The 22,278-nt window shown below is 41.8% G+C and carries 19 protein-coding genes and 1 pseudogene; 14 read left to right on the forward strand and 6 right to left on the reverse strand.

What is annotated here, in order from left to right; all coding sequences use genetic code 11:
- Nucleotides 1-16 precede the first annotated feature (16 nt).
- From Len3610_RS05465 to Len3610_RS05510, 9 genes and pseudogenes are all read left to right on the forward strand, one after another.
- The gene (locus tag Len3610_RS05465; RefSeq protein WP_176447058.1) at nt 17-685 is read left to right on the forward strand and encodes a TetR/AcrR family transcriptional regulator; all 669 of its coding nucleotides are present in this window, start codon (nt 17-19) and stop codon (nt 683-685) included.
- A 47-nt stretch (nt 686-732) separates the two neighbouring features.
- Nucleotides 733-1,875, forward strand: a complete 1,143-nt coding sequence (locus Len3610_RS05470) for an acyl-CoA dehydrogenase family protein (RefSeq protein ID WP_176447059.1) — start codon at nt 733-735, stop codon at nt 1,873-1,875.
- Nucleotides 1,876-2,009: 134 nt separating this feature from the next.
- Nucleotides 2,010-3,365, forward strand: a complete 1,356-nt coding sequence (locus Len3610_RS05475) for an acetyl-CoA carboxylase biotin carboxylase subunit (RefSeq protein WP_176447060.1) — start codon at nt 2,010-2,012, stop codon at nt 3,363-3,365.
- A 12-nt stretch (nt 3,366-3,377) separates the two neighbouring features.
- Nucleotides 3,378-3,590, forward strand: coding sequence for an acetyl-CoA carboxylase biotin carboxyl carrier protein subunit (locus tag Len3610_RS05480; protein ID WP_176447061.1), 213 nt, complete (start codon nt 3,378-3,380; stop codon nt 3,588-3,590).
- Between the two features lie 94 nt (nt 3,591-3,684).
- Nucleotides 3,685-4,467 (forward strand): enoyl-CoA hydratase, encoded by a 783-nt coding sequence (locus tag Len3610_RS05485; RefSeq protein WP_176447062.1) that lies wholly within the window; start codon nt 3,685-3,687, stop codon nt 4,465-4,467.
- 21 nt (nt 4,468-4,488) lie between these two features.
- Entirely contained in the window at nt 4,489-6,018 is a 1,530-nt protein-coding gene (locus Len3610_RS05490) for an acyl-CoA carboxylase subunit beta (RefSeq protein ID WP_176447063.1), read from the forward strand.
- Between the two features lie 326 nt (nt 6,019-6,344).
- Nucleotides 6,345-7,214, forward strand: a complete 870-nt coding sequence (locus Len3610_RS05495) for a dynamin family protein (protein WP_255259885.1) — start codon at nt 6,345-6,347, stop codon at nt 7,212-7,214.
- Nucleotides 7,215-7,767: 553 nt separating this feature from the next.
- Nucleotides 7,768-9,981: pseudogene (locus Len3610_RS05505) on the forward strand (dynamin family protein).
- A complete protein-coding gene (locus tag Len3610_RS05510) occupies nt 9,978-10,850 on the forward strand; it encodes a 5'-3' exonuclease (RefSeq protein WP_176447067.1) in 873 nt (290 codons plus the stop codon). Before Len3610_RS05505 ends, Len3610_RS05510 begins: the two are co-directional and overlap by 4 nt.
- A gap of 303 nt (nt 10,851-11,153) precedes the next feature.
- Here the strand turns inward: Len3610_RS05510 and Len3610_RS05515 are convergent, their stop codons facing one another.
- Nucleotides 11,154-12,005, reverse strand: a complete 852-nt coding sequence (locus tag Len3610_RS05515) for a COX15/CtaA family protein (RefSeq protein WP_176447068.1) — start codon at nt 12,003-12,005, stop codon at nt 11,154-11,156.
- 149 nt (nt 12,006-12,154) lie between these two features.
- Here Len3610_RS05515 and Len3610_RS05520 point away from each other — a divergent pair, with 149 nt between their 5' ends.
- The 5 genes from Len3610_RS05520 to Len3610_RS05540 all read left to right on the forward strand — a co-directional run bounded on the left by Len3610_RS05520 (nt 12,155) and on the right by Len3610_RS05540 (nt 17,368).
- The gene (locus Len3610_RS05520) at nt 12,155-13,000 is read left to right on the forward strand and encodes a gamma-glutamylcyclotransferase family protein (protein ID WP_176447069.1); all 846 of its coding nucleotides are present in this window, start codon (nt 12,155-12,157) and stop codon (nt 12,998-13,000) included.
- Between the two features lie 120 nt (nt 13,001-13,120).
- Nucleotides 13,121-14,431: a D-serine ammonia-lyase gene (locus Len3610_RS05525; RefSeq protein ID WP_176447070.1), complete on the forward strand. Its 1,311-nt coding sequence runs from the start codon at nt 13,121-13,123 to the stop codon at nt 14,429-14,431.
- Between the two features lie 15 nt (nt 14,432-14,446).
- Entirely contained in the window at nt 14,447-15,367 is a 921-nt protein-coding gene (gene cysK / locus Len3610_RS05530; RefSeq protein ID WP_176447071.1) for a cysteine synthase A, read from the forward strand.
- A 285-nt stretch (nt 15,368-15,652) separates the two neighbouring features.
- Nucleotides 15,653-16,285 (forward strand): RlpA-like double-psi beta-barrel domain-containing protein, encoded by a 633-nt coding sequence (locus tag Len3610_RS05535; RefSeq protein WP_255259807.1) that lies wholly within the window; start codon nt 15,653-15,655, stop codon nt 16,283-16,285.
- 165 nt (nt 16,286-16,450) lie between these two features.
- Nucleotides 16,451-17,368, forward strand: coding sequence for an LAGLIDADG family homing endonuclease (locus Len3610_RS05540; protein WP_176447072.1), 918 nt, complete (start codon nt 16,451-16,453; stop codon nt 17,366-17,368).
- A 76-nt stretch (nt 17,369-17,444) separates the two neighbouring features.
- On the opposite strand, the gene Len3610_RS05545 is transcribed toward Len3610_RS05540, so the two are convergent.
- From Len3610_RS05545 to narI, 5 genes are all read right to left on the reverse strand, one after another.
- Nucleotides 17,445-17,606, reverse strand: coding sequence for a citrate/2-methylcitrate synthase (locus tag Len3610_RS05545; RefSeq protein WP_176447073.1), 162 nt, complete (start codon nt 17,604-17,606; stop codon nt 17,445-17,447).
- Between the two features lie 165 nt (nt 17,607-17,771).
- Nucleotides 17,772-19,301, reverse strand: coding sequence for an FAD-dependent oxidoreductase (locus Len3610_RS05550; RefSeq protein WP_176447074.1), 1,530 nt, complete (start codon nt 19,299-19,301; stop codon nt 17,772-17,774).
- 126 nt (nt 19,302-19,427) lie between these two features.
- Nucleotides 19,428-20,588, reverse strand: a complete 1,161-nt coding sequence (locus tag Len3610_RS05555) for a toxic anion resistance protein (protein WP_176447075.1) — start codon at nt 20,586-20,588, stop codon at nt 19,428-19,430.
- Nucleotides 20,585-21,229 (reverse strand): 5-bromo-4-chloroindolyl phosphate hydrolysis family protein, encoded by a 645-nt coding sequence (locus Len3610_RS05560; protein WP_176447076.1) that lies wholly within the window; start codon nt 21,227-21,229, stop codon nt 20,585-20,587. Before Len3610_RS05560 ends, Len3610_RS05555 begins: the two co-directional genes overlap by 4 nt.
- A gap of 352 nt (nt 21,230-21,581) precedes the next feature.
- Nucleotides 21,582-22,277 carry a respiratory nitrate reductase subunit gamma gene (gene narI / locus Len3610_RS05565; RefSeq protein ID WP_176447077.1) on the reverse strand — a complete coding sequence of 232 codons (696 nt, stop codon included), beginning with the start codon at nt 22,275-22,277 and terminating at the stop codon, nt 21,582-21,584.
- Between the last annotated feature and the right edge of the window lies 1 nt (nt 22,278).

Here is a 22,278-nt window from a genome sequence, read left to right on the forward strand (position 1 = left end):
GATATAGTGTAGTTGAATGAGGAAGGGAGGGTTTAGAACGGACCTACGAAAAAAAATTATAGATGAAGCATTGATTTTATTTGAAAAATACGGCTTTCACGGCGTTACAGTTAATCAGATTGTCGATGAAACGGGAACTTCCAAGGGAGGTTTCTATCATCATTTCACAAGCAAAGACGAATTACTGTTTGTCATTCACGATGAGTTCATTACGTATGTATTAGAAAAGGCAACGATTGCAACCGAAACATTTTCTGATCCAACTGAAAAGCTGCAGGCGATCATCAAAGATTTTGTGAAGACATTCGGACTTTACAAACCCCACATTTCGGTTTTTTATCAGGAAAATATTTATTTAAAACCCGAATACGAGAATCGTATCAAGAAAAAACGGGACCAGTTTAAACACATTTTGCTGAATGCTTTGAGAGAAGGAAAAGCAGCCGGTGAATTCCGCGAAGATCTGCCAGTTGAAATAACGGCAATGGCAATACTGGGAATGGTCAACTGGACATACAAATGGTATAAATATTCAGGTGTGAAAACCATTGACGAAATAGGGTCGATTTATGTAGATTTAATATTACGCGCAGTATTGAAAACGGATTCATTTTCCGGGAGCTCATATCAAAATTTGCTGATTAACAGCGTCAAGGAGGATTTACAGCGGTTTTTTTATGGGTGATACAGACCAACCAGTCGGTCTTTAATGATTATACGAGGGGGTTTGACATGAATTTTGAGCTGACAAAAGAACAGACGATGACTCGGAAAATGGTATCTGATTTTGCGGAGGCAGTCATTAAACCGAGAGCCGTTGAAATCGATAAAGAGGCGAGTTTTCCATTGGATATTTTCGAACAGATGGGGGAGCTCGGCATACTGGGGATTCCATTTCCCGAAGAGTACGGCGGCTCAGGCGGTGACACGCTCTCCTATGCCATTGCAGTGGAAGAGGTAGGCAGAGTCTGTGGCAGTACCGGTCTCAGCTTTGCAGCAACTGTCTCACTAGGGGCAAGCCCAATCTATTATTTTGGAACGAAAGAACAAAAAGAAAAATTTCTGACGCCTATGGCAGAAGGGAAGGCATTGGGATCGTTTGGGCTGACGGAACCGAATGCCGGTTCGGACGCCGGAGGAACGAAAACCACAGCAGAGGAAGATGGCGATGATTATATCATTAATGGCGAAAAATGTTTCATCACCAATGCGAGTTTCGCCAAAACAATTATTGTCACTGCTGTTACCGGAAAAAATGAACGGGGCAAAAATATCATATCTGCCATCATTGTACCAACAGATGCCGAGGGGCTGACCATTACCAGCGACTACGACAAAATGGGGGTACGCGGTTCGGATACCGCTGAGATTGTGCTGGATAATGTCCGGGTACCGAAAGAAAATCTGCTTGGCGATCCGCAAAAAGGGTTCAATCAATTTCTGTATACGCTGGACGGGGGCAGAATATCCATTGCATCGCTCGGCCTCGGTATTGCTCAGGCGTCACTCGATAAAGCGCTTGCCTATGCGAAAGAACGCAAACAATTCGGTAAGCCGATATCGGACTTTCAGGCGATTCAATTCAAGCTTGCGGATATGGCGATGGAAGTGGAGCTTGCCCGTAATATTGTGTATAAAGCAGCATGGCTGAAAGATCAGGATAAGCCGTTTTCAAAAGAAGCAGCATACGCCAAGCTTTATGCAACGGAAACAGCCTTCCGGGCAGCGAACCAGGCTATCCAGATTCACGGCGGTTACGGCTACATGCGTGAATATGAGGTGGAAAGGTATTTGCGTGATGCGAAACTGCTTGAGATAGGAGAAGGGACCTCCGAGGTGCAGCGGATGGTCATCGCAAGACAATTGGGGTGCTAAGCTTTTCAAGGCATTAAATTACCAAAATAACATAAACAAATATCATATCGCTATACTAGCGGTAAAACCCAAAAAATTGAATTAAGAGAACTTGCAATTGCGGAGATAAGCAGATAGGTCAATAGGGGGATTCGATGATAAATAAAATATTAATCGCCAATCGGGGTGAAATTGCAGCACGGGTGATCCGAACGTGTAAAAAACTGGGCATTGAAACAGTTGCCGTCTATTCAGAGGCTGATCAGAAAGCGCCGTTTGTATCAATGGCGGATGAAAGTTTTTTACTGGGTCCGCCGCGTGTTCAGGAAAGCTATCTTGATACTGAAAAAATCATGCCGATTGCCAAAAAGTCAGGTGCGGATGCCATTCATCCCGGTTACGGCTTCTTAAGCGAGAACGGTTCGTTTGCTGAAATGTGTGAGCAGGCAGGGATCCGATTTATCGGCCCTTCTGCTGACGTGATGGAAAAAATGGGAAGCAAAATTGCTGCCAGGGAAGCTATGGAAAAAGCCGGTGTCCCTGTTGTTCCGGGGACAGACGGAGCCGTTGCATCGTCTGATGAAGCAATCGAAATTGCCCGGGACATCGGCTATCCGATTATGCTTAAAGCGTCCGCTGGCGGCGGTGGAATTGGCATGCAAGTCGTCAATACCGATCAGGAATTGATAAAAGCATTTGAAAGCAATTCCAAACGTGCCCGGACATTTTTCGGCGATGGTGCCATGTTTATGGAGAAAAAATTGGATCATGCCCGGCATATCGAAATACAGCTCCTGGCAGACAGTCATGGGAATGCGATTCATTTATTCGAACGGGAATGTTCCATCCAGCGCCGAAATCAAAAGGTCGTGGAAGAGGCGCCATCATCATTCATATCGGATGAAACGCGGCAGAGAATGGGGGAAACGGCTGTCAAAGCGGCTAAAGCGCTTGGATATGTCAGCGCCGGAACGATTGAATTTCTCGTGGATGAACAGGAGAATTTCTATTTTCTGGAGATGAACACACGCATTCAGGTGGAACACCCGGTCACAGAGGAAATAACCGGGCTGGATATTGTCGAGGAGCAAATCCGCATTGCTGAGGGCAAAGAACTTTCAATTAGGCAATCGGATGTCAAAATCGATGGTCACGCCATTGAAGTGCGGATTTATGCAGAAGATCCGGAAACCTTTTTCCCATCTCCGGGTCACATTTCGGCATTTGAATTGCCTGATGGTGAACATATCCGTAATGAAGCTGCTGTGACAGACGGTTATGATGTCACGCCATACTATGATCCGATGATCGGCAAACTGATTGTAAAAGGGGCTGACCGGAGCGAAGCCATTTCTCTGTTAAAAGAGGCACTGTTAACTTATAAAGTTGAGGGCATTAAAACCAATATTCCAATGCTGAAAACAGTGGCTGATCACGAGCAATTCAAAAATGGAAATACGACAACAGCATTTGTTGAGACGTATTATTTGCCAATGATTCAAACAAACTAGGAGGTCGTTAATATGACAGAAATTAAGGCATCTATGGCAGGCAATGTATGGAAGATTACAGTAGATGAGGGTGAAAAAGTAGAATCAGATCAGGACGTCGTTATTCTGGAGTCTATGAAAATGGAAATACCGATTGCATCTGAAACGGATGGTACTGTCAAGGAGTTAAAGGTTTCAGAAGGTGATTTTGTCAATGAGGGAGACGTCATCGCGGTCATTGAATGATTGAGCTTATGTTTGTTCCAGTCTCTTCTGAGGGTCTGGAACAGCTGTCTGATCAGCACTTTCAGCCTGAATGCCATGAAAGGAGATGATCACTGTGGCATCACTTATAAACTATGAAATAAAAGATGGGCACATCGCCGTCCTAACACTGAACCGGCCGGAAGCGATGAATGCGATGTCAAAAGGCCTGCTCGATGAATTAAACGAACTTGTTCAAAAGATTAATGGAGACGATGCAATCCGGTGTACCATCATTACCGCCTCAGGTGAAAAAACGTTCTGTGCCGGAGCGGATCTCAAGGAACGAAAAGGCATGACAGAGGAGCAGGTAGTCGATGCGGTTCAGTCTATCGGAAGCATTGCAGCAAACATTGAAAATATGAAAATGCCTGTTATAGCGGCCATTAATGGTGCTGCTTTTGGAGGCGGATTGGAGCTTGCTCTGGCCTGTGATATCAGAATTGCTGCTGACCACGCTAAGATGGGACTGACCGAAACGTCTTTGGCTATTATACCCGGAGCAGGCGGAACCCAGCGGCTGCCGCGGTTAATCGGTCCAGGCCAGGCTAAACGCCTTATTTTTTCGGCTAAACCTGTTACAGCAGAAGAAGCTTACCAATTGGGTGTTGCCGAACAGGTTGCGTCATCGGATAATTTGCTGCAGGAAGCCATTGAAATGGCACAATTGATTGCAAAAAACGGACCTGTTGCACTCCGGCAGGCAAAATTGGCTATAAATAAGGGTTTGCAGACTGATATAACAACGGGCTTGTCGATTGAACACTTATGCTATAAAGAAACAGTATCAACAGAGGATCGTCTGGAAGGATTACAAGCATTTAAAGAAAAGCGAAAACCTGTTTATCAGGGAAAGTAAGAGAAGCAGGGAGGAAGAAAAATGAGCTTTACTGAAGATTTTAAACACCGCGTGGAAACGATTAAACAAGGCGGACAGGAAAAGTACCACCGAAAGAATAAAGAAAAAGGAAAGCTGTTTGTTCGTAAACGGCTTGAATTATTGTTCGATGAAGACATTGATATAGAAGATGCATTTTTTGCAAATTATATGGATGGCGGCTTACCTTCAGATGGTGTCGTTACAGGAATAGGAAAGGTAAATGACCAGGACGTCTGTGTCATGGCAAATGATTCCACTGTAAAAGCTGGTTCCTGGGGCAAACGGACAGTGGAAAAAATAGTTCGTATTCAGGAAACAGCAGCAAAGCTGGAAATCCCGATGCTTTATCTGGTGGATTCTGCAGGCGCACGCATTACGGATCAAGTTGAAATGTTTCCGGGACGCCGCGGTGCAGGACGTATTTTTCATAATCAGATCAAATTATCCGGCCGGGTCCCGCAAGTTTGTCTGCTTTTCGGCCCGTCAGCGGCAGGGGGCGCATACATACCTGCATTCTGTGACATTGTTGTCATGGTTGACGAGAATGCTTCCATGTACCTTGGTTCGCCAAGGATGGCTGAAAAGGTTATCGGCGAAAAAGTCAGTCTTGAGGAAATGGGGGGCGCCAATATGCATTGCTCGGTTTCCGGTGTGGGTGATGTGCTGGTGAAATCCGAGGAGGAAGCCATAACTTATACACGCAATTATCTTGATTATTTTCCGGCCAATTTCAGAAATAAGCCGGCCGCCGCTGAGCCGAAAGACGTTAAAGAATTTGAAAAATCGATAACGGAGCTTATTCCGGAAAACCAGAATGCCCCCTTCAATATGTATGATTTTATCAAGCGAATTATTGATGAAGATAGCTTTTGCGAGGTCAAGAAGAAATTCGCCCCTGAATTAATCACCGGGCTTTCGAGAATAAATGGTAAATCAGTCGGCATCATTGCCAATCAGCCGCGAATGAAGGGTGGCGTATTATTTCCTGACTCGGCGGATAAGGGTGCCAAGTTCATTCAATTATGCGATGCATTTAATATCCCGCTGCTTTTCCTGATGGATGTCCCCGGTTTCATGATTGGTACAAAAGTGGAACAAGCAGGCATTATCCGCCACGGTGCCAAAATGCTGGCCATGATGAGTGAGGCCACCGTACCGAAAATCTCAGTCGTTGTACGCAAGGCCTATGGTGCGGGACTTTATGCCATGGCCGGCCCTGCATTTGAACCTGATGCCTGCCTGGCCCTTCCGACAGCCCAAATTGCCGTCATGGGGCCTGAAGCAGCTGTTAATGCCGTTTATGCCAATAAAATAGCGGAATTGCCGGAAGAGGAGCGGCCCCAATTTGTAAAAGAGAAGCAGGAAGAATATAAAGATAATATCGATATTTACCGCTTAGCATCAGAAATGGTTATTGACGCCATTATAGACCCGGAAGATTTGAGGGACGATTTGATAAAACGGTATAAGGTATACGAAGCAAAGAACACAACATTCACAGACCGCAAACATGGTGTATATCCTGTGTAGGATCAAAACCCTTGGAATGAATGCCAAGGGTTTATTTTTCTGCTCGGTTGTTATAAGGTCTTTTTAGTTAACCATAATAATGTTACGTAAATTAGTTTATTTTGAATGTTAAACCTGAAAACTGGAATATGTTATGATAAAGGTAATTGCATTGATGCTCTGCTGATATGTACAATGTGGGCTCTGTATTCAAAGAGGTGACAGCAATCAGGATTCAGGACTTCATAATTACCAAACATTAAGCATATGAAGTGTCGACGCAGGCAGTGGTGCTTTGCTATAATACGATGAGAAGTAGCTTGGATGGAAGGGAAACGAACAGCGTGATGATAACAAAAGAAAAACAGACGCATATCACACAGCAGCATTTGGCGGGCCTATACAAGGTGATGAACGAAAATGGGGATACCAAAAGCGCTGATAAGCTGCTGCAAATCTATCAAAAAATGAATAATCAGGAGTTTATGATCAGTTTTGCCGGTCATTTTTCCGCCGGCAAGTCCTCAATGATCAATCATCTTTTAGGTCAATCAATCCTGCCGAAAAGTCCGATTCCAACGAGTGCAAATGTCGTTAAAATAAAATCCGGAAGAGGATCTGCACGTGTCTATACGGACGAAGGCACTATACTTGAATATGAAGAACCGTATGATTTCGATATCATAAAGGATTATGCGAAACGTAAAGGCAGTATTAAGGAAATCGAGATCAGCACCAAAGAGGCTGTTTTGCCTGTTGGATGCACAATTATCGATACACCAGGCATAGATGCCGCAGATGATGCAGATCGATTGATTACCGAATCCTCGTTACATCTTGTGGATGCTCTGTTTTATGTCATGGATTATAATCATGTCCAATCAGAAGTTAATTTGCATTTCCTGAAAAAAGTGCAGGATTATGGGATACCGGTGTACATGATTATTAATCAAATCGACAAACACAACGAACAGGAGTTGACTTTCAGGAACTTCGTCGAAAAAATTAAACAAACGTTTGATCAATGGGGCATACACCCGGAAATAATCTATTATTCTTCTTTAATCGAGGCTAATGCGCTCCATAATCAAATAGATGATATTAAAATGAAGCTGTTTTCGATGCTTGATACACAAAGAGATGATTTATTTAATATCGAGCGGTCTGTTAATCAGGTTACCAGAGAACATAAGGATTATTTGCACCCAGCTTTATGAAGACGAAATGGCAGAAATGGAAACGCCGGATGGACACAATAGAGCAGATGTTCAAGCACGTTTGGGTGAATTGCATGCTGAAATTGACCGTTTAAACGGTATACCGGATCAGATGGAGAAGGATTTCCTCAATGAATTGAACACCACCCTAAAAAATGCCTATCTCATGCCGGCAAAATTGCGCGACACAGCCCATTTATTTTTGGAATCCCGGCAGAGTGATTTTAAAGTCGGGTTATTTGGATCAAAGAAAAAGACTGAGGAAGAACGGCATAAACGGGAGAACGATTTTTTAACCGGATTGCAGCAAAACATCGAAACTTCTGTTCAGTGGAGACTCCGGGATAAATTGCTGAATCTGCTTCATGATTATGGGCTTTATAACCAGGAACTGACACAGCAGATACAAAACATATCCATAACTTATGATTCCGAATCACTTAAAGCGTTAATCAAACCGGGCGCAACCGTGAACGGCGACTATGTTCTGCACTATACCGAAGATGTTAGTCATGATGTGAAAAAAACGTATAAACAGGAAGTACTGAAACTCATGGATTCTGTTCATGATGAAATGACCCGTAAAATAGCCGAAGAGTCCGCTGCATATGAGTCAGAACGTGATAAACTGGAGCAAATCCATAAACAGCAAGAAACACAGGAATCGTTAAAAAATAAACTGCAGGAACAAATTCATAAAGTGGATGCAGCCTTAGCTGAACCACAGCCAGATACAGATATATGGGCATTAATAAAGGAGAATCTGGCGGCAAAACAGGGATCTGTCACACAGGCAGCGTCATTTCCTGTCAGGGAAACAATCGAACCTGACATTACGGAAACGAATGATCAGCCTGCTGAAAAGCCGGTGTATCCGGTTCAAACTATTTTACATGATCTGGAAAAGACAACAGATACGATTTCAGACTTGCCAGGATTTCGATCTATTATTGATGATTTGAAACGAAAACATGACAGGCTGAACAACCGCACATATACGATTGCTCTGTTTGGAGCATTCAGTGCCGGAAAGTCGTCACTGGCCAACGCTTTAATCGGTGAACACATTTTTGCCATCGGCGCCAAACCGACAACAGCCGTCACATTAATCGCATTCATCCGGTAACGGTCAAAGCGGGCACGGAACTGTAGTCGTGAAATGAAAGACGAAACAAAGCTCGTTAATGATCTGACATCACTGGTCAGTCAATTTTCACCAAAAGCGGATAATCTCGATGAGTTGCTGAATTGGATAACCGAGCGTCATATTCATCAGAGTGATCAATTGCATAAAACACATCAGGCATACCTGGCTGCCATTTTGAATGGCTATGAATACAGCAGAGCTGCAATTGGTCAGGAAAGGACCATTCATTTAGACGACTTTGCCGCCTATGTGACCGATGAAACAATTGCTTGTTACCTGGAATCAGTTGACCTTTATTACGATTGTTCATTGACGAGGGAAGGGATTACACTGGTCGATACACCTGGTGCGGACTCGATTAATGCCAGGCATACCAATGTCGCGTTTGATTATATTAAATATGCAGATGCGATTCTTTATGTCACGTATTATAATCATGCCTTTTCTCGCGCTGACAGAGATTTTCTAATGCAGCTCGGCCGGGTGAAAGATGCCTTTCATCTGGATAAGATGTTTTTTATCATGAATGCTTCCGATCTTGCGCAAGATGCATCGGAACGTCGTATGGTGCAGCAATACATTGAAGAACAGCTGACGACTTTAGGCATCCGCTTTCCAAGATTGTTTCCGGTTTCGAGCAAACAATCGCTTGAGGAAAAACGTCATGACAAAGTATTAAATGACCAAATGGAATCGTTTGAAGCGGCATTCGATCATTTTATCCATCACGAATTAGCTTCGATTACCATTCAATCAGCTGTCCGGGATATCCAGCGGGCAAAACAGGCAGTGCGGCAGTATCTGGATTCTCTTCAGATGAATGCTGAAGAGAAAGAGCAGGCACGCAAGGAATTGATGGAAAAACAATCATCTCTGCAGAAACTGGCTGATGAAATCGACACTGGTTTATATGAACAGAAAATCAGCCAAAAATTAGAGAAACAATTATATTATGTGCTTGAACGCTTATCGATCCGGTTTCATGATTTATTCAAGGAAACGTTTAACCCGGCTACAATCACGGGTTCGGGTAAAGAAGCTAAACAGCAATTGGAAAACTGTTTATGGAATCTGCTTGATTACACAGGCTATGAGCTATTACAGGAACTGCGGGCTGTTTCACTGCGAATCGAATCATTTATATATGATTTGAAGCAGGAGGTTTACCTTGACTATACCAGTAAAAGCAGCAACATTGACCATGCTTTTCTGCTGCCTGATTTTGAAGAATCGGAGCTGTCGACACCTGATTATGAACAGGCGTTTTCAAACCTCGACGCCCAAACATTCGAGAAGGAATTGAAGCAATTTAACGGGACGAAAGCATTTTTTGCTAAAAATGAAAAGGAATCAATGAAAGAAAATCTTTTTAATCGTTTATACCCTTTTGCAGATAACTATATTGCTGAAAACCATAAAACAATGCATGCAGCTTATATAAATCAATGGAACGCTATAATAGACTCTATCAAACGATTTATTGCGGATCATGTTGAAAACTATATTGATAACCAATTGCGGATGATTACTGACCAATCGATTGACTTGAATACGTTAAGCGAAAAACATGATATGCTCAATAAGATTTTAACGGAATATGAGGAGATGAAAGCAGAATGACGACAAAGCACCATAATATTATGCTGGTGGATGGCATGGTGCTGCTTTTTCGCGGGTTTTTTGCCACAGCATTCACAGGAAATTTTATGAAAACCAAGAGTGGCATGCCGACTAATGGTGTTTATCAATTCATGCGCTACTTTCTTAATGCAGCCGATAAATTCGCACCGACACATATAATTTGCTGCTGGGATATGGGGAGCAAGACGTTCCGTACTGATTTATATGACGGGTACAAGGCAAACCGGTCAGAGCCGCCTGAAGAGCTGATTCCGCAATTTGATCTTGTGAAGGAAGTTGTGGAAGCTTTTGCTATTCCTAATATCGGTCTGGAAAACTTTGAAGCAGATGACTGTATTGGTACACTGGCAAAGGAGTACTCGAAAGATCATGACGTTCTGATTTTAACCGGTGACCAGGATATACTGCAGCTTGTTGATGACGGTATCAGTGTAGCCATTATGCGTAAAGGAATCGGCAACTATGAAATTTTTAAATCGGAAACGTTTGTGGAACAAAAAGGTATAAATCCAAAACAAATAGTTGATTTGAAGGGGTTAATGGGTGATACGTCGGATAATTACCCTGGCGTTAAGGGAATAGGTGAAAAAACAGCTTTAAAGCTGATTCAGGAATATAAGTCGGTTGATGAGGTTCTTGAAAACATGGACAAGCTGCCAAGAGGTGTCCAAAAGAAAATTCGGGAAAACATCGATATGCTTCATTTATCAAGACAACTGGCAGAGATCAGATGTGATATTTCAGTTGCCTGTACACTTGATGATGCGGTATGGCAATACGACAAGCATATTGTGGAAGAAAAATTTGCGGATTTGGAATTTGGGAATTTAGTAAAACTTGTCAATTAAATGGGAAGACATTTAAAAAGCCCTGTCTTTCCTGGATATCAGCAGTGAAAGCCAGTTTATCATGTTGTTCTTAACCCCGCAGCCCGAATACACTCCGCTTTCCGCGGGTGCCCCGTGATCCTCCTCGCTCGTACCTCGCTGCGGGGTCTCACACTGGTCACTGTCCCCACAGGAGTCTACGTGTATTCGGGCTGCTCAGTGCATAAAATATATCTTTCAACTTATTCCAAAAGTAACAAACTCTAAGAAAACACCCTACTCATAAAAACAGGTGATGGTAAGCATAGATGAGCTGCCATATTGTTACTTTCCGTATATCACTCTTGCTTCGACCATAATCGCAAACAGCAGTGTTGCAACAGCCAAATGTAAAACAGCCATGGATAATGAGACAAATGAAAGGATCGTTAAAATACCGACAATGATTTGTACCAGGACAACGATAAGTGCCAGCAGCATGCGTTGTTTTAGAATGGTTTCATTCGTTTTATAGACTTTATACACGAGATAAATGATATATCCTGTTACAATTAGGGCTAAGACACGGTGTCCTGTCTGCAATAGTTGCGGGAGTGAAATGGGCAAAAATGAATTTTCGGTACAGTTGAGCCAGCCACAGCTTAGACCGATTTCCTCATGTTTTATGTATGCGCCAAGTCCGATGGTTGCAAATAATAAAATGATGATAGCGTTTAAGTGTTTTGTGATCACCGGTTTTGGAATTATATAGAGATGTTGATTCGGTTCATTCCGCCAAAACCAGATTAATAGTGCCATAAATATCATCGCGATCAGCAAATGAATGGTAATAATGATTGAAGGCAAATGATAAAATACGACAATGGCACCCATGATTAATTGCAGCGCGAGCAATGCAATCATCCAATTGGCTGCTTTCCGTTCGAGGCTGCTATTGTTTTCCCGTTTGACTTTCATAAACAAAAACAGACTTATAATAAATAAAACAGCACCAATCACGCGGTGCCCAAATTCGATCAGTGTTTCACCTTCCAAATTCGGTATGACTTTCCCGTTACATAATGGCCAGTCCGGACCACATCCCATCCCGGATTCAGACGATGCCACATACCCGCCGAATACGATCAGCAAATATGTCAAAATCAATGTCACAAAGGCTAATAGTTGTTTAGTCAAAACTGACACCCTTTCCAGAAAAAATAAGTACCCAGAATAGTGTAGCAAAGTTGGAAAAAAATGAAGTGTTCTATATCACTCGGCAGACAATTTTACAAATGTTTAGTATGATGAAACATATAATGAAATGCTTGAAAGGGGAAAGAAGGTTGCCATATCTATTTGTCTATGGAACGTTGCGGTACGGCGGTAAAAACCACCATTTATTAAACAGTGCCCGCTGTATTTATCATCAATGCCAGGTGAGCGGATTATTATATGACACCGGCAAAGGGTATCCGGTTTTGCAAGAAAATACATCTGATTGGGTTTATGGTGAACTTTACAGCATAACTGAATTTCAGCTGAGAGAAATTGACCAGCTGGAAGGGGTGGCAGGGGATAAACCTGAAAACCTGTTTCGTCATGTGACAGCTCCGGTCTCTAATGATATCGGCGAACGATACCGTGCCTTTGTTTATACAGGAGGACATATACCACATCATGATTCGAACCATATTCCATCCGGAGATTGGCTCGTTTATAAATACCTGAACCAGAATTCCTTGCTTTATTTCGCTTATGGTTCCTGCATGGATGATGATCGTTTTAAAAAGGCTGGTGTTGTCGATTATTTTACGAATGTGAGAGGCAGAGGTGTTGTGGGTGGCTTTGAATTTCAGTTTTCCAGAAAAACGGATGATGGCGGCAAGGCAGATTTAATTGAGAATAACAGAGAAAGCGTGGAAGGAAAAGTTTATGAAATACCGCTCGATGCAATTGATTATTTATATGAACGGGAAGGTGTCCATACCAGTTCATACAGGCCGGCTATTGTACCGGTAACATTAAATGGCTCAGTTTATCAGTCCATAACATTTATTGGTGTCAGCAAATCAGCCGAAACAGCTCCGACCGAATTGTATGGAAACGAAATTGTCAGAGGGGGAAATGGATATTTGAGCCATGCCTATTTACAAAAAATCCGGGGAAAAATCAGCCGATTGAGCACATGATTGTTCTTTAGGTTCTTTTCGTAAACTTTTGCAGGCTTCTTTCATAATGATTGGTATCATGATAAGCTTCCATTAGGGAATGGTAAAAGTAAATCGAACGAAAAGAAGGTGGTCACCATCGTGTTTACACAGCGGGAAATTTATGAATGGCAAAAACAGTACCCAATACTGAAGGATATTGTTCATTTAAATCCTGTATTTTGGATGAACCCGAATCTTAAAAAAATGAATGAGACGACATCCCTGCCTTTAACACGTGATGATATAGAAGAGGCGGAATCACGGTGGCAGCGTTTTGCTCCGTTTCTGGCAAATGAATTTCCTGAAACACGTGACAGTAACGGCGTGATTGAATCACCTCTGAAGGAAATCAACAGTATGAAAGAAACTCTCTTTCCATCAATAATCGATGGGAGATTGTATCTGAAGTGTGATCATGAATTGCCGATTGCCGGATCGATTAAAGCCAGAGGCGGCATTTATGAAGTTCTGCAACATGCTGAAAAATTGGCACTGGAAGCGGGAATGGTGCATAAAGATGATAATTATGATGTCTTTTCAAGTGAGCGGTTTAAGTCGTTTTTCAGTCAATATTCAATAGGTGTTGGATCAACCGGGAATCTTGGATTGAGTATCGGCATCATCAGTGCAAAGCTTGGTTTCCATGTGTCTGTATACATGTCACTTGATGCGAAACAATGGAAAAAAGATTTACTTCGTGAAAATGGTGCTGAAGTGCTGGAATTTGAAGGGGATTTCGGTGAGGCCATTTCTGCAGGCAGAGAAAAGACAAGGGCGGCACCGAATGGTTATTTCGTTGATGATGAAGATTCCAAGCATTTATTTTTGGGCTATAGTGTTGCTGCCCTACGGCTGAAGGAACAATTGAAAGATGAGAGTATAAGGGTTGATGCCGATCATCCATTATTTGTTTATCTGCCTTGTGGTGTCGGTGGATCACCAGGCGGTATTACGTTCGGATTGAAGCAGGTTTTTGGTGATCATGTTCATTGTTTTTTTGCTGAGCCGACCCACTCACCATCTGTTTTGATCGGGCTAGCAACCGGGGAAATGGATAATGTCAGTGTACAGGATTTTGGTATCGATAACCGGACAGAAGCGGATGGATTAGCTGTCGGACGGCCGTCCCGTTTTGCAACAGTGATCAGTGAGCAATTGGCAAGCGGGATTTATACAATGGCGGATGATGAATTGTATCGTCTGCTTGCCGATCTTGCTGACAGTGAAGGTATCTATCTGGAACCATCTGCAACAGCGGGGCTGATTGGACCCGAACGGATTTCCACGTATATCAGGGAAAAAAATATCGATACCAGCAATGCTGCCCATATTGCATGGGCAACTGGTGGTTCGCTTGTGCCGGCAAAGGATATGGAAATGTTTTATAATAAAGGGAAGAGCTTGAGATAGAAAGGTTGTTTTATAATGAAAGTCGCTCAAAATATGACAGAATTAATTGGCGAAACGCCGGTTGTTAAACTGCATCATGTTGTACCCGAAAATGCGGCCGATATATTTTTGAAACTGGAATCATTTAATCCGAGTAAAAGCGTCAAAGACCGTGCAGCGTACAGCATGATTAAAATGGCCGAAGAAGAGGGACTTGTTAAACCGGGTGCAACAATTATTGAACCGACCAGCGGGAATACCGGTATAGGCTTGGCAATGAATGCGGCAGCAAAAGGCTATCGGGCGATTATGGTGATGCCGGATAACAGTACACAGGAACGCCGTAATATTTTGCGGGCGTTTGGTGCAGAGGTAGTGTTAACACCAAGTGAGGAAAAGATGCCCGGGGCAATTAAGAAAGCAAATGAATTGCACGAGGAAATCCCGAACAGTTTTATTCCGCAGCAATTTGAAAATCGTGCCAATCCGGATATTCACCGGTCAACGACGGCCCTGGAAATATATGACCAAATGGATGGGGAACTGGATGCGTTTGTTGCGACTGCAGGAACAGGTGGGACTATCACTGGAACAGGTGACGTATTAAAAGAAAAGTTACCTGATTTACACATTGCCGTTGCTGAACCGGAGGGATCGCCAGTATTGTCCGGAGGGAAGCCGGGTTCACACAAACTCGTTGGAACCAGTCCCGGATTTGTTCCGGATATCTTAAACACATCTGTATATGATGAAATTTTGCAAATTGACGATGAAGATGCAGTTGACATGTTCAAATATCTCCCCCAAAAAGAAGGAATTTTTATAGGTCTATCAGGTGCTGCTGCCGTGTATGCGGCCGTGAAAGTTGCCAAACGGCTTGGAAAAGGCAATAAAGTATTATGTATGGCACCTGATACTGGCGAACGTTATTTAAGTATGAATTTGTTTGACGAATGAGCAGTTTTTAAAAGCTGCTCATTCTTCGTTATTAATGTGTGCTCCAATAATAAATTCGCGGCAGGCCCCAATAAATCCAGTAATCATGTAGAAGATAACCTCCGACAAAAATAATCATTTGCCAATCAAGATGTTTCATACCGTTCCTCCTCGACTTTTTGTCTTATTGATTATGCTATTTTCTTGTAAACTTGTCTAAGAACCAGCATTTTTATGGCAGCTATCACAGGTCTTTTTGTGGGGGCATATAGTATTGCGTAAGTTTTGAATTCAGTCAGGGGGAGAATGATGTATTCAACAAATCCATATTTCAGAAATGTGTATCCTTATGCTTACAGTCCTAATGGTATCCAGCCTTATAATTTTACGTATACTGATTACCGGCAGCAGCCAATCAGTGGGCAGGCTACATGGACAGAAGGCGGACAACTTACCCAATGCGGCATTCCGTGGTCGGATAATTTATACATGACTGCAGCAGTTGGGGAAAATTCCCCGTATCAATGCGGGCAGACAATTCAAATCACTTATCCGGCCACAGGAAGATCCATTTTAGTGGAAGTTGTAGATCAGGTGCCTGGTTTCCCGGATAATCGACTTAATGTACACCGCAGAGTATTTGAAACATTAGGTGCCAATCCGCAGCAAGGCGTCATCGATATTCAAATGACGCCGGTCTCAAATTTGGAGCAGCAGCAATGGGGGAGATATTTATTGGAAATTGTCCAAACGGCTTATTCAGGTTACAATGTGAACGAATACAGCTTTGTTGGCAAAACAGAGGAGTCCCCATCACGGGTGAGGGAAACATATGAATACGTCCTGCATTCATCCCAGGAAACAATAACAGTAAGAGCAAGTGTTCTTTATAATCCAAATAACAATCGGATTATTTCGTTTGATGTAAATGAAGTTTGATTTTCGTATATAACAAAAGAACTTAAGTGACTTTAAATGGTAACGAACAGTATTTTTCACTGTTCGTTATTTAATTTTTTAAAAATTTACACCAAAGACTAAAAAGTATGATATAATAAAGGGGAACATACGATCTGAATAATTAACTTAATGAAGGATGATAATATGGCTAGTGAAACGGGAAAGACAAGAAAACGAACACTTGCAACCGAAAAGGTGATAAGTTTATACAAGGAAGGTATGAGTACAACAGAAATTGCTGCAATGGCTAACGTTTCGTCCAGATACATAAGTAAGTTGCTTAATCAAAACAAAGTAGAATTAAGACCACGGGGAAGCTGGAAAAGAAAATATATATTTAATGAGAATTACTTTAAGACATGGTCGGAAAATATGGCCTGCATACTGGGATTTTTTATAGCTGATGGCACAGTGGCACGTGGAAGTCAGTTTATCAGTTTTGCACAGAAAGAAAAATATATTCTTGAGCATATTAAAAAAGAGATTGCTTCTGAGCAGCCTATATACCAACATAAAAAGACGGGTGTTTACATCTTGAATTTCAACAGTAAAATCATGAAAGAAGATTTAATGCAGATTCATGGTGTCATGCCAAATAAATCAAGCTCTATTGAGTTTCCGGAAGTGCCTGATAAGTACTTGAGTCATTTTATCAGGGGTTATTTTGATGGGGATGGTCATGTTAACTATGAAAAGTATACTGTCACGTTTGCAGGTGGTTCTGAAAAATTCATGAAAACTTTAATAAATATTTTGTCTAATAAAGGCTATAGAACTCAATTTGTTACTCAGGGTAAAAACTTTCGAGTACATATAAGGGGCAGAAAATCCATTAAACGATTTTCAGATTGGATCTATAATGATAGGAACAATAATCTTTATTTAAAACGCAAATATGAGAAGTTTGCAGAAGAAAAGCTGGATATTGAACAATTAAAAGACAGCAAAGATGTAAATACGGTTGAAGCTATTGCGAGTCGTAAAATAAGGGGAAACTTAAGTGTTCAGTTCATTATTTTTTCATACTCGCATTTACATAATACTTATTATAGGAATCTGTAAAATATTTTGTCTTAAAAAGAAGTATACTTATGATAGTGAGACAACTGAAAAAATCTCGGTGCAAAACAAACATGATTTATAGCGTGATTGATTTACTTTTTACATTATCCAGCATATCATTCATCTCCATAATTTTCTTTTTTAATGTTTCTGCTCGCGGATCAACTGTTTTATAGACGCGATGCCCGAATCCCATAATACGTTTTTTTGTTATTGAGTTTCTTGTGAATGATTTCACTTATTTTATCTTCTGTATTAATCCCTTCCATTATTTGATGATTCCGCCTGGTGCACCGCCATGCATGGGCATTTCATTGTCAATATGAAATGGAAAATCAGTTTGCAAAGTTTATCTCTGATTTCCACTTCAGTTAAAAAACAAAAAGCAACCAAATGGCTGCTTTTAATCCAAATCCACTTTGTTCAACGGTTCTTTTGCCGGGCCTTCAATGACTTCGCCTGTGTAAGAATATCTGGATCCGTGACATGGACAATCCCAAGTACGGTCACCCGAGTTCCAGTTCACTTCACAACCAAGATGTTTGCATGTTGTGTCAACAGCATACAATTCATTATTTTTGTCTTTATAAACGCCGGTTCGCTGTCCGTTAACACGTGTCACTGTAGCGTTGTCAGATTTCAGGTCCTTCACATTATCATTGGTATATTCAAGTTTTCCGCGAATCATATGTTTTGCAACATCGGTATTCATCTTTGTGAATTGTCGAAAGTCCGGATCTGCCTGGAAACGAGATGGTGCGTACAGTTCGCTATAGGGATTATCTTTGCAAAGAATCCGGTTACTAATGAGTTGGGCTGCGATTGTACCATTTGTCATACCCCATTTACGATAACCGGTCGCAACAAAAACGTTTTCCTCATCCTTTGTAACCGGTCCGATATAGGGCAGCTTGTCCATTGTTGTTAAATCCTGTGCAGACCACCTGTAAACGAACTCGGATATGCCAAATTTGTTTTCGGCAAATTCCTGGAGTGCTTCGTAATACTTTATGGTTGATTTGCCCTGGCCCGTTTTATGATTTTCCCCGGCAATCAGCCACAATTCCTCACCATCCATGGTGGCAGATCTGATTGATCGTGTAGGTGATTCAGCATTGATATACATACCGCCGGGAAATTGTTCCGGTGTTTTGACAGCAACGATATAAGATCTTTCCGGGTACATTCTGGCGGGATAAAACCCCCCGCCATCATAAAACGGAAAATGGGACGCCTGAATAGCGTAATTGCAGTTGATCCGGTGTCCATCTCTGGTTACAATTGACGGATGTTTGTTATGTTCAATATCTGTCGCCGTTGTTTGCTCGTATATTTCCAGCCCATTCTTAACAGCTTCGTCGACAAGGACTTTTAAATATTTAAGCGGGTGAAACTGTGCCTGTTTGTCCATTTTCAATGCGGATTCAACCGGGATGTCAAGTGGCATACCGCTCGTTAATTCACCTGGGATGTCAAGCTGCTCATATGCCTTCATTTCCGTTTCCAGCTGGGATACATAATCATTTGAATTGGTAAAAATGTATGCATCCTCTTCCCGGTAGTCACAATCGATATGGTGTGTTTCGATGGTGTCTTCGATAAACTGTTTGGCATCCATACCAGCCTGGTAATACTGGGATGCTTTATCTTGACCAAAATGCTGGATGAATTCATCGTAAATGATACCATGCTGGGCAGTTATTTTGGCAGTCGTGTGCCCTGTCACGCCATTTAAAAGGTAACCTGCATCGATTAATGTAACCTTCTTGCCCTGTTTACTCAGCAAATAGGCTGCTGTAATACCGGTGATTCCACCGCCGACAACGGCGACTTCCGTTTTAATAGATTCGTTTAGCTTTGGAAAATCAGGGAGTGAAACAGAATCTCTCCAGAAGGCTTGCGGAAATTGCGGGATATTGCCGGATTCGGCCATATTATCAATCCTTCCAACTATTATTATTCACTGTTTGTTATTTTCACTCATTGATCAGATTTTATTCTTCAGGTTTAATCCGGATTATCAGGGCAAAAAAATCGGGAATTTCGCCCGATTTAAGTGTTACTTTAATTCCAATAGTTTATTTTTCAATTCATCTTCCATGCCGATCAATTCCTTCTCGGCCTCGTTGCGTTTTTTTCGTCCTTCCGTTTGAATCTGCATCGTTTCTTCTATAGTGTTCACCAAATTTTCCTGCGTCTGTTTCAAAGTTTCAATATCGACCAGTCCGCGTTCATTTTCTTTTGCCGTTTCGACTGAATTAGTTTGAAGCATTTCGGAATTCTTCAAAAGCAGATCATTCGTGGTTTGGGATACTTGTTTTTGTGCCTCCATGGCATGGCGCTGCCGGATCAGCGTGAGTGCAATGGCAATTTGATTCTTCCAAAGCGGGATGGCTGTCAGGATTGATGATTGGATCTTTTCCACGAGTGCCTGGTTTGTATTTTGAATAAGACGAATCTGTGGTGCTGTTTGGGTCGTGATTTGGCGGCTCAGCTTCAGATCATGCACACGCTTGTCCAGACGTTCAGCAAATTGCACCACGTCATTCACTTTTTGTACATCCATCTGATCCCCCGTCTGTTCAGTTTTACGTTTTAGCTCAGGAATAAGCTGCGTTTCCAATTCTTCACGTTTTACCTCGCCTGCTGCAATATAAATATTAAGCGCATCAAAATATTCCTTATTTTTGTCAAACACTTGTTGAAGCAAGTCATTATCTTCGGTGAGAACGCCTTTATAATTATCAAGCTTAACACTGATCCGGTCTATTTGGGCGCCGGTTTTTTGATATCTGGAAAGAATCTCATTTACAGAATTTGAAATTTTTCCGAATATACGTGATAATACACCACGTTTCTCAGGTTTTAGTTCACCCGGATTAACCTGCTCCAATTTTTTCATCAGGTCCTCCAGAATACTGCCGATTTCATTTGTATCATTTTTTTGCACATGTTCGAGCATCGAGTGGGAAAAGTCGAGTAGTTTCGACTGTGCCTCTGTTCCGTATTGTGTAACGGACTGATAATTATCAGGATCAATTTGCTTTGCCAGCTGCAGGGCTTTCTGGCGGCTATCTTCGGTTAACGTATCAATGAGTTTGGCCTGCTTGTCCGATTTGTAGCCGTTGTTATTCACTTGTTGATCTTGTGTCCCGAATGGGTTTGCTAATAAGTCATCATTTAAGTCATTTGAGTTCTGGAATTTATCATGTTCGTTCATTTTAATGCCTCACTTTCACGTTTACGTACTTTTTCAAATGATTGATTAGCTACATCCAGTTCAAATTGCAGTGTGTTAACATCATCATGCAGCATCACATGCAAATCTTTTTTAACTGTTTCACTTAATCGAGTGATCGTTTGCCCTGTATCCTTCAGTGACTGATTGATTTCGTCAGAACGGGATGGCTGTGATTTCAGATAAACATATTTCTCCATTAATGCCACAAGTGAATCCAAATGCTTATAGTAGAATGGCTCTGCCTGGTAAAAGCGGATCGGTTCCTTTTTCGTGTTGGCATAAATTTTCCGGACTGTTACGAGTATTTCAAAGTATTTTTTGGCTTGCTGCAGATTACGGATACTGTATAATGTCCGCTGCAGACGTTTAATTTTTGCCTTTGCCTCATTAAGATTTTCTCTGATATATTTATATTCTTTCCTGGTAAGACCCTTCTGCCGCAAGTAGCGAAAAAACATGACCTCTTTTGTCAAAAAATAGCTTGCTCCCCCACCAGCGACAGCATACAAACCTGACATCAGCAAGGCCGCATCAAATGCGAAAAAACTGATTAAGCCTGTTAAAACGGCAACCGATGTCCCCATCGTTGCCCGGAAGATAAAATAAAAAAATCGTCGCATATATGTCAGCTCCTGTTACGCATAAAAAACGTTGTCACGTCTTAGAATCTCATTATGTTAGTACGTAATGTTAGTACGTAAAGCACCAGTAGAAAGTTTCATAATTCCATTTTAAACATGTTTGGTCAATTTTCCAACAAAATAATACATAACGTAACATAATTGTGGATAGAAAAACTCAGACCTGGACGCGCCTTGCCAGAGGTCAGATGCCGGAAGTCAGACTTGGAGAAATCGGCGAGACAGCCGATTTCTGTGTTAAAACATCACGCTGTATTTTTATACTTTTCTCTTCAAAATCAAAAAAGAACTGAAAGCAGGATTATCTGCTTTCAGTTCTTTTTTCGCTGTTTCAGCTGCTTTTCTTTTTGTATTGTGACCTTGAACGATATTGCTGCGGAGCTCTTGCCGGATATGTTACCGGCACGCTGTAAAAATGAACCAGTGATGTAAAAGGTATTGAAGCAAACAGACCAAAACCAAGCAGCGTATGCAATTTAAAAAGGAAAGGTACACTGGTCATCAAATGGTACTGCGGATCCAATGCAAATAAACTTCTGAACCATGGTCCAATTGATGTGCGGTAATCAAATTCCTGCGTCGTATCATTTTGAAATAACATCATATAGACACCAATCCCTGAAATGACCAAAAGTGCTATCACTGAATAGTAGTCTGAAAAACTGGCATGGACTCTGACCGGATTATATACAATTTTCCGGAACAAAAGAATGATCAGACCAGCAATGGTCATTAAGCCGGCTGTCAAACCGCCATAAAAAGCTCCGAAATGATAAACATCATCCGATACGCCAATTGCATGATAGAACTCCATCGGGATAACAATTCCCATTATATGTCCGAAGAATGCGGCAATAATACCCACATGAAAAAGCGGGGAGCCAATTCTCAGCCATTTTTTCTCAAAGAATTCAGTTGAAGGTGCTGCCCAGCTTAATTGGCGAAATGCAAAACGGTATAACAGACCTAATATCATGATAATTAAGGATGCATAAGGGAAAATAACCCACCAGAAAACTTCATTCACA

It is taken from the genome of Lentibacillus sp. CBA3610 (assembly GCF_013373365.1).
GTDB lineage: Bacteria > Bacillota > Bacilli > Bacillales > Amphibacillaceae > Lentibacillus.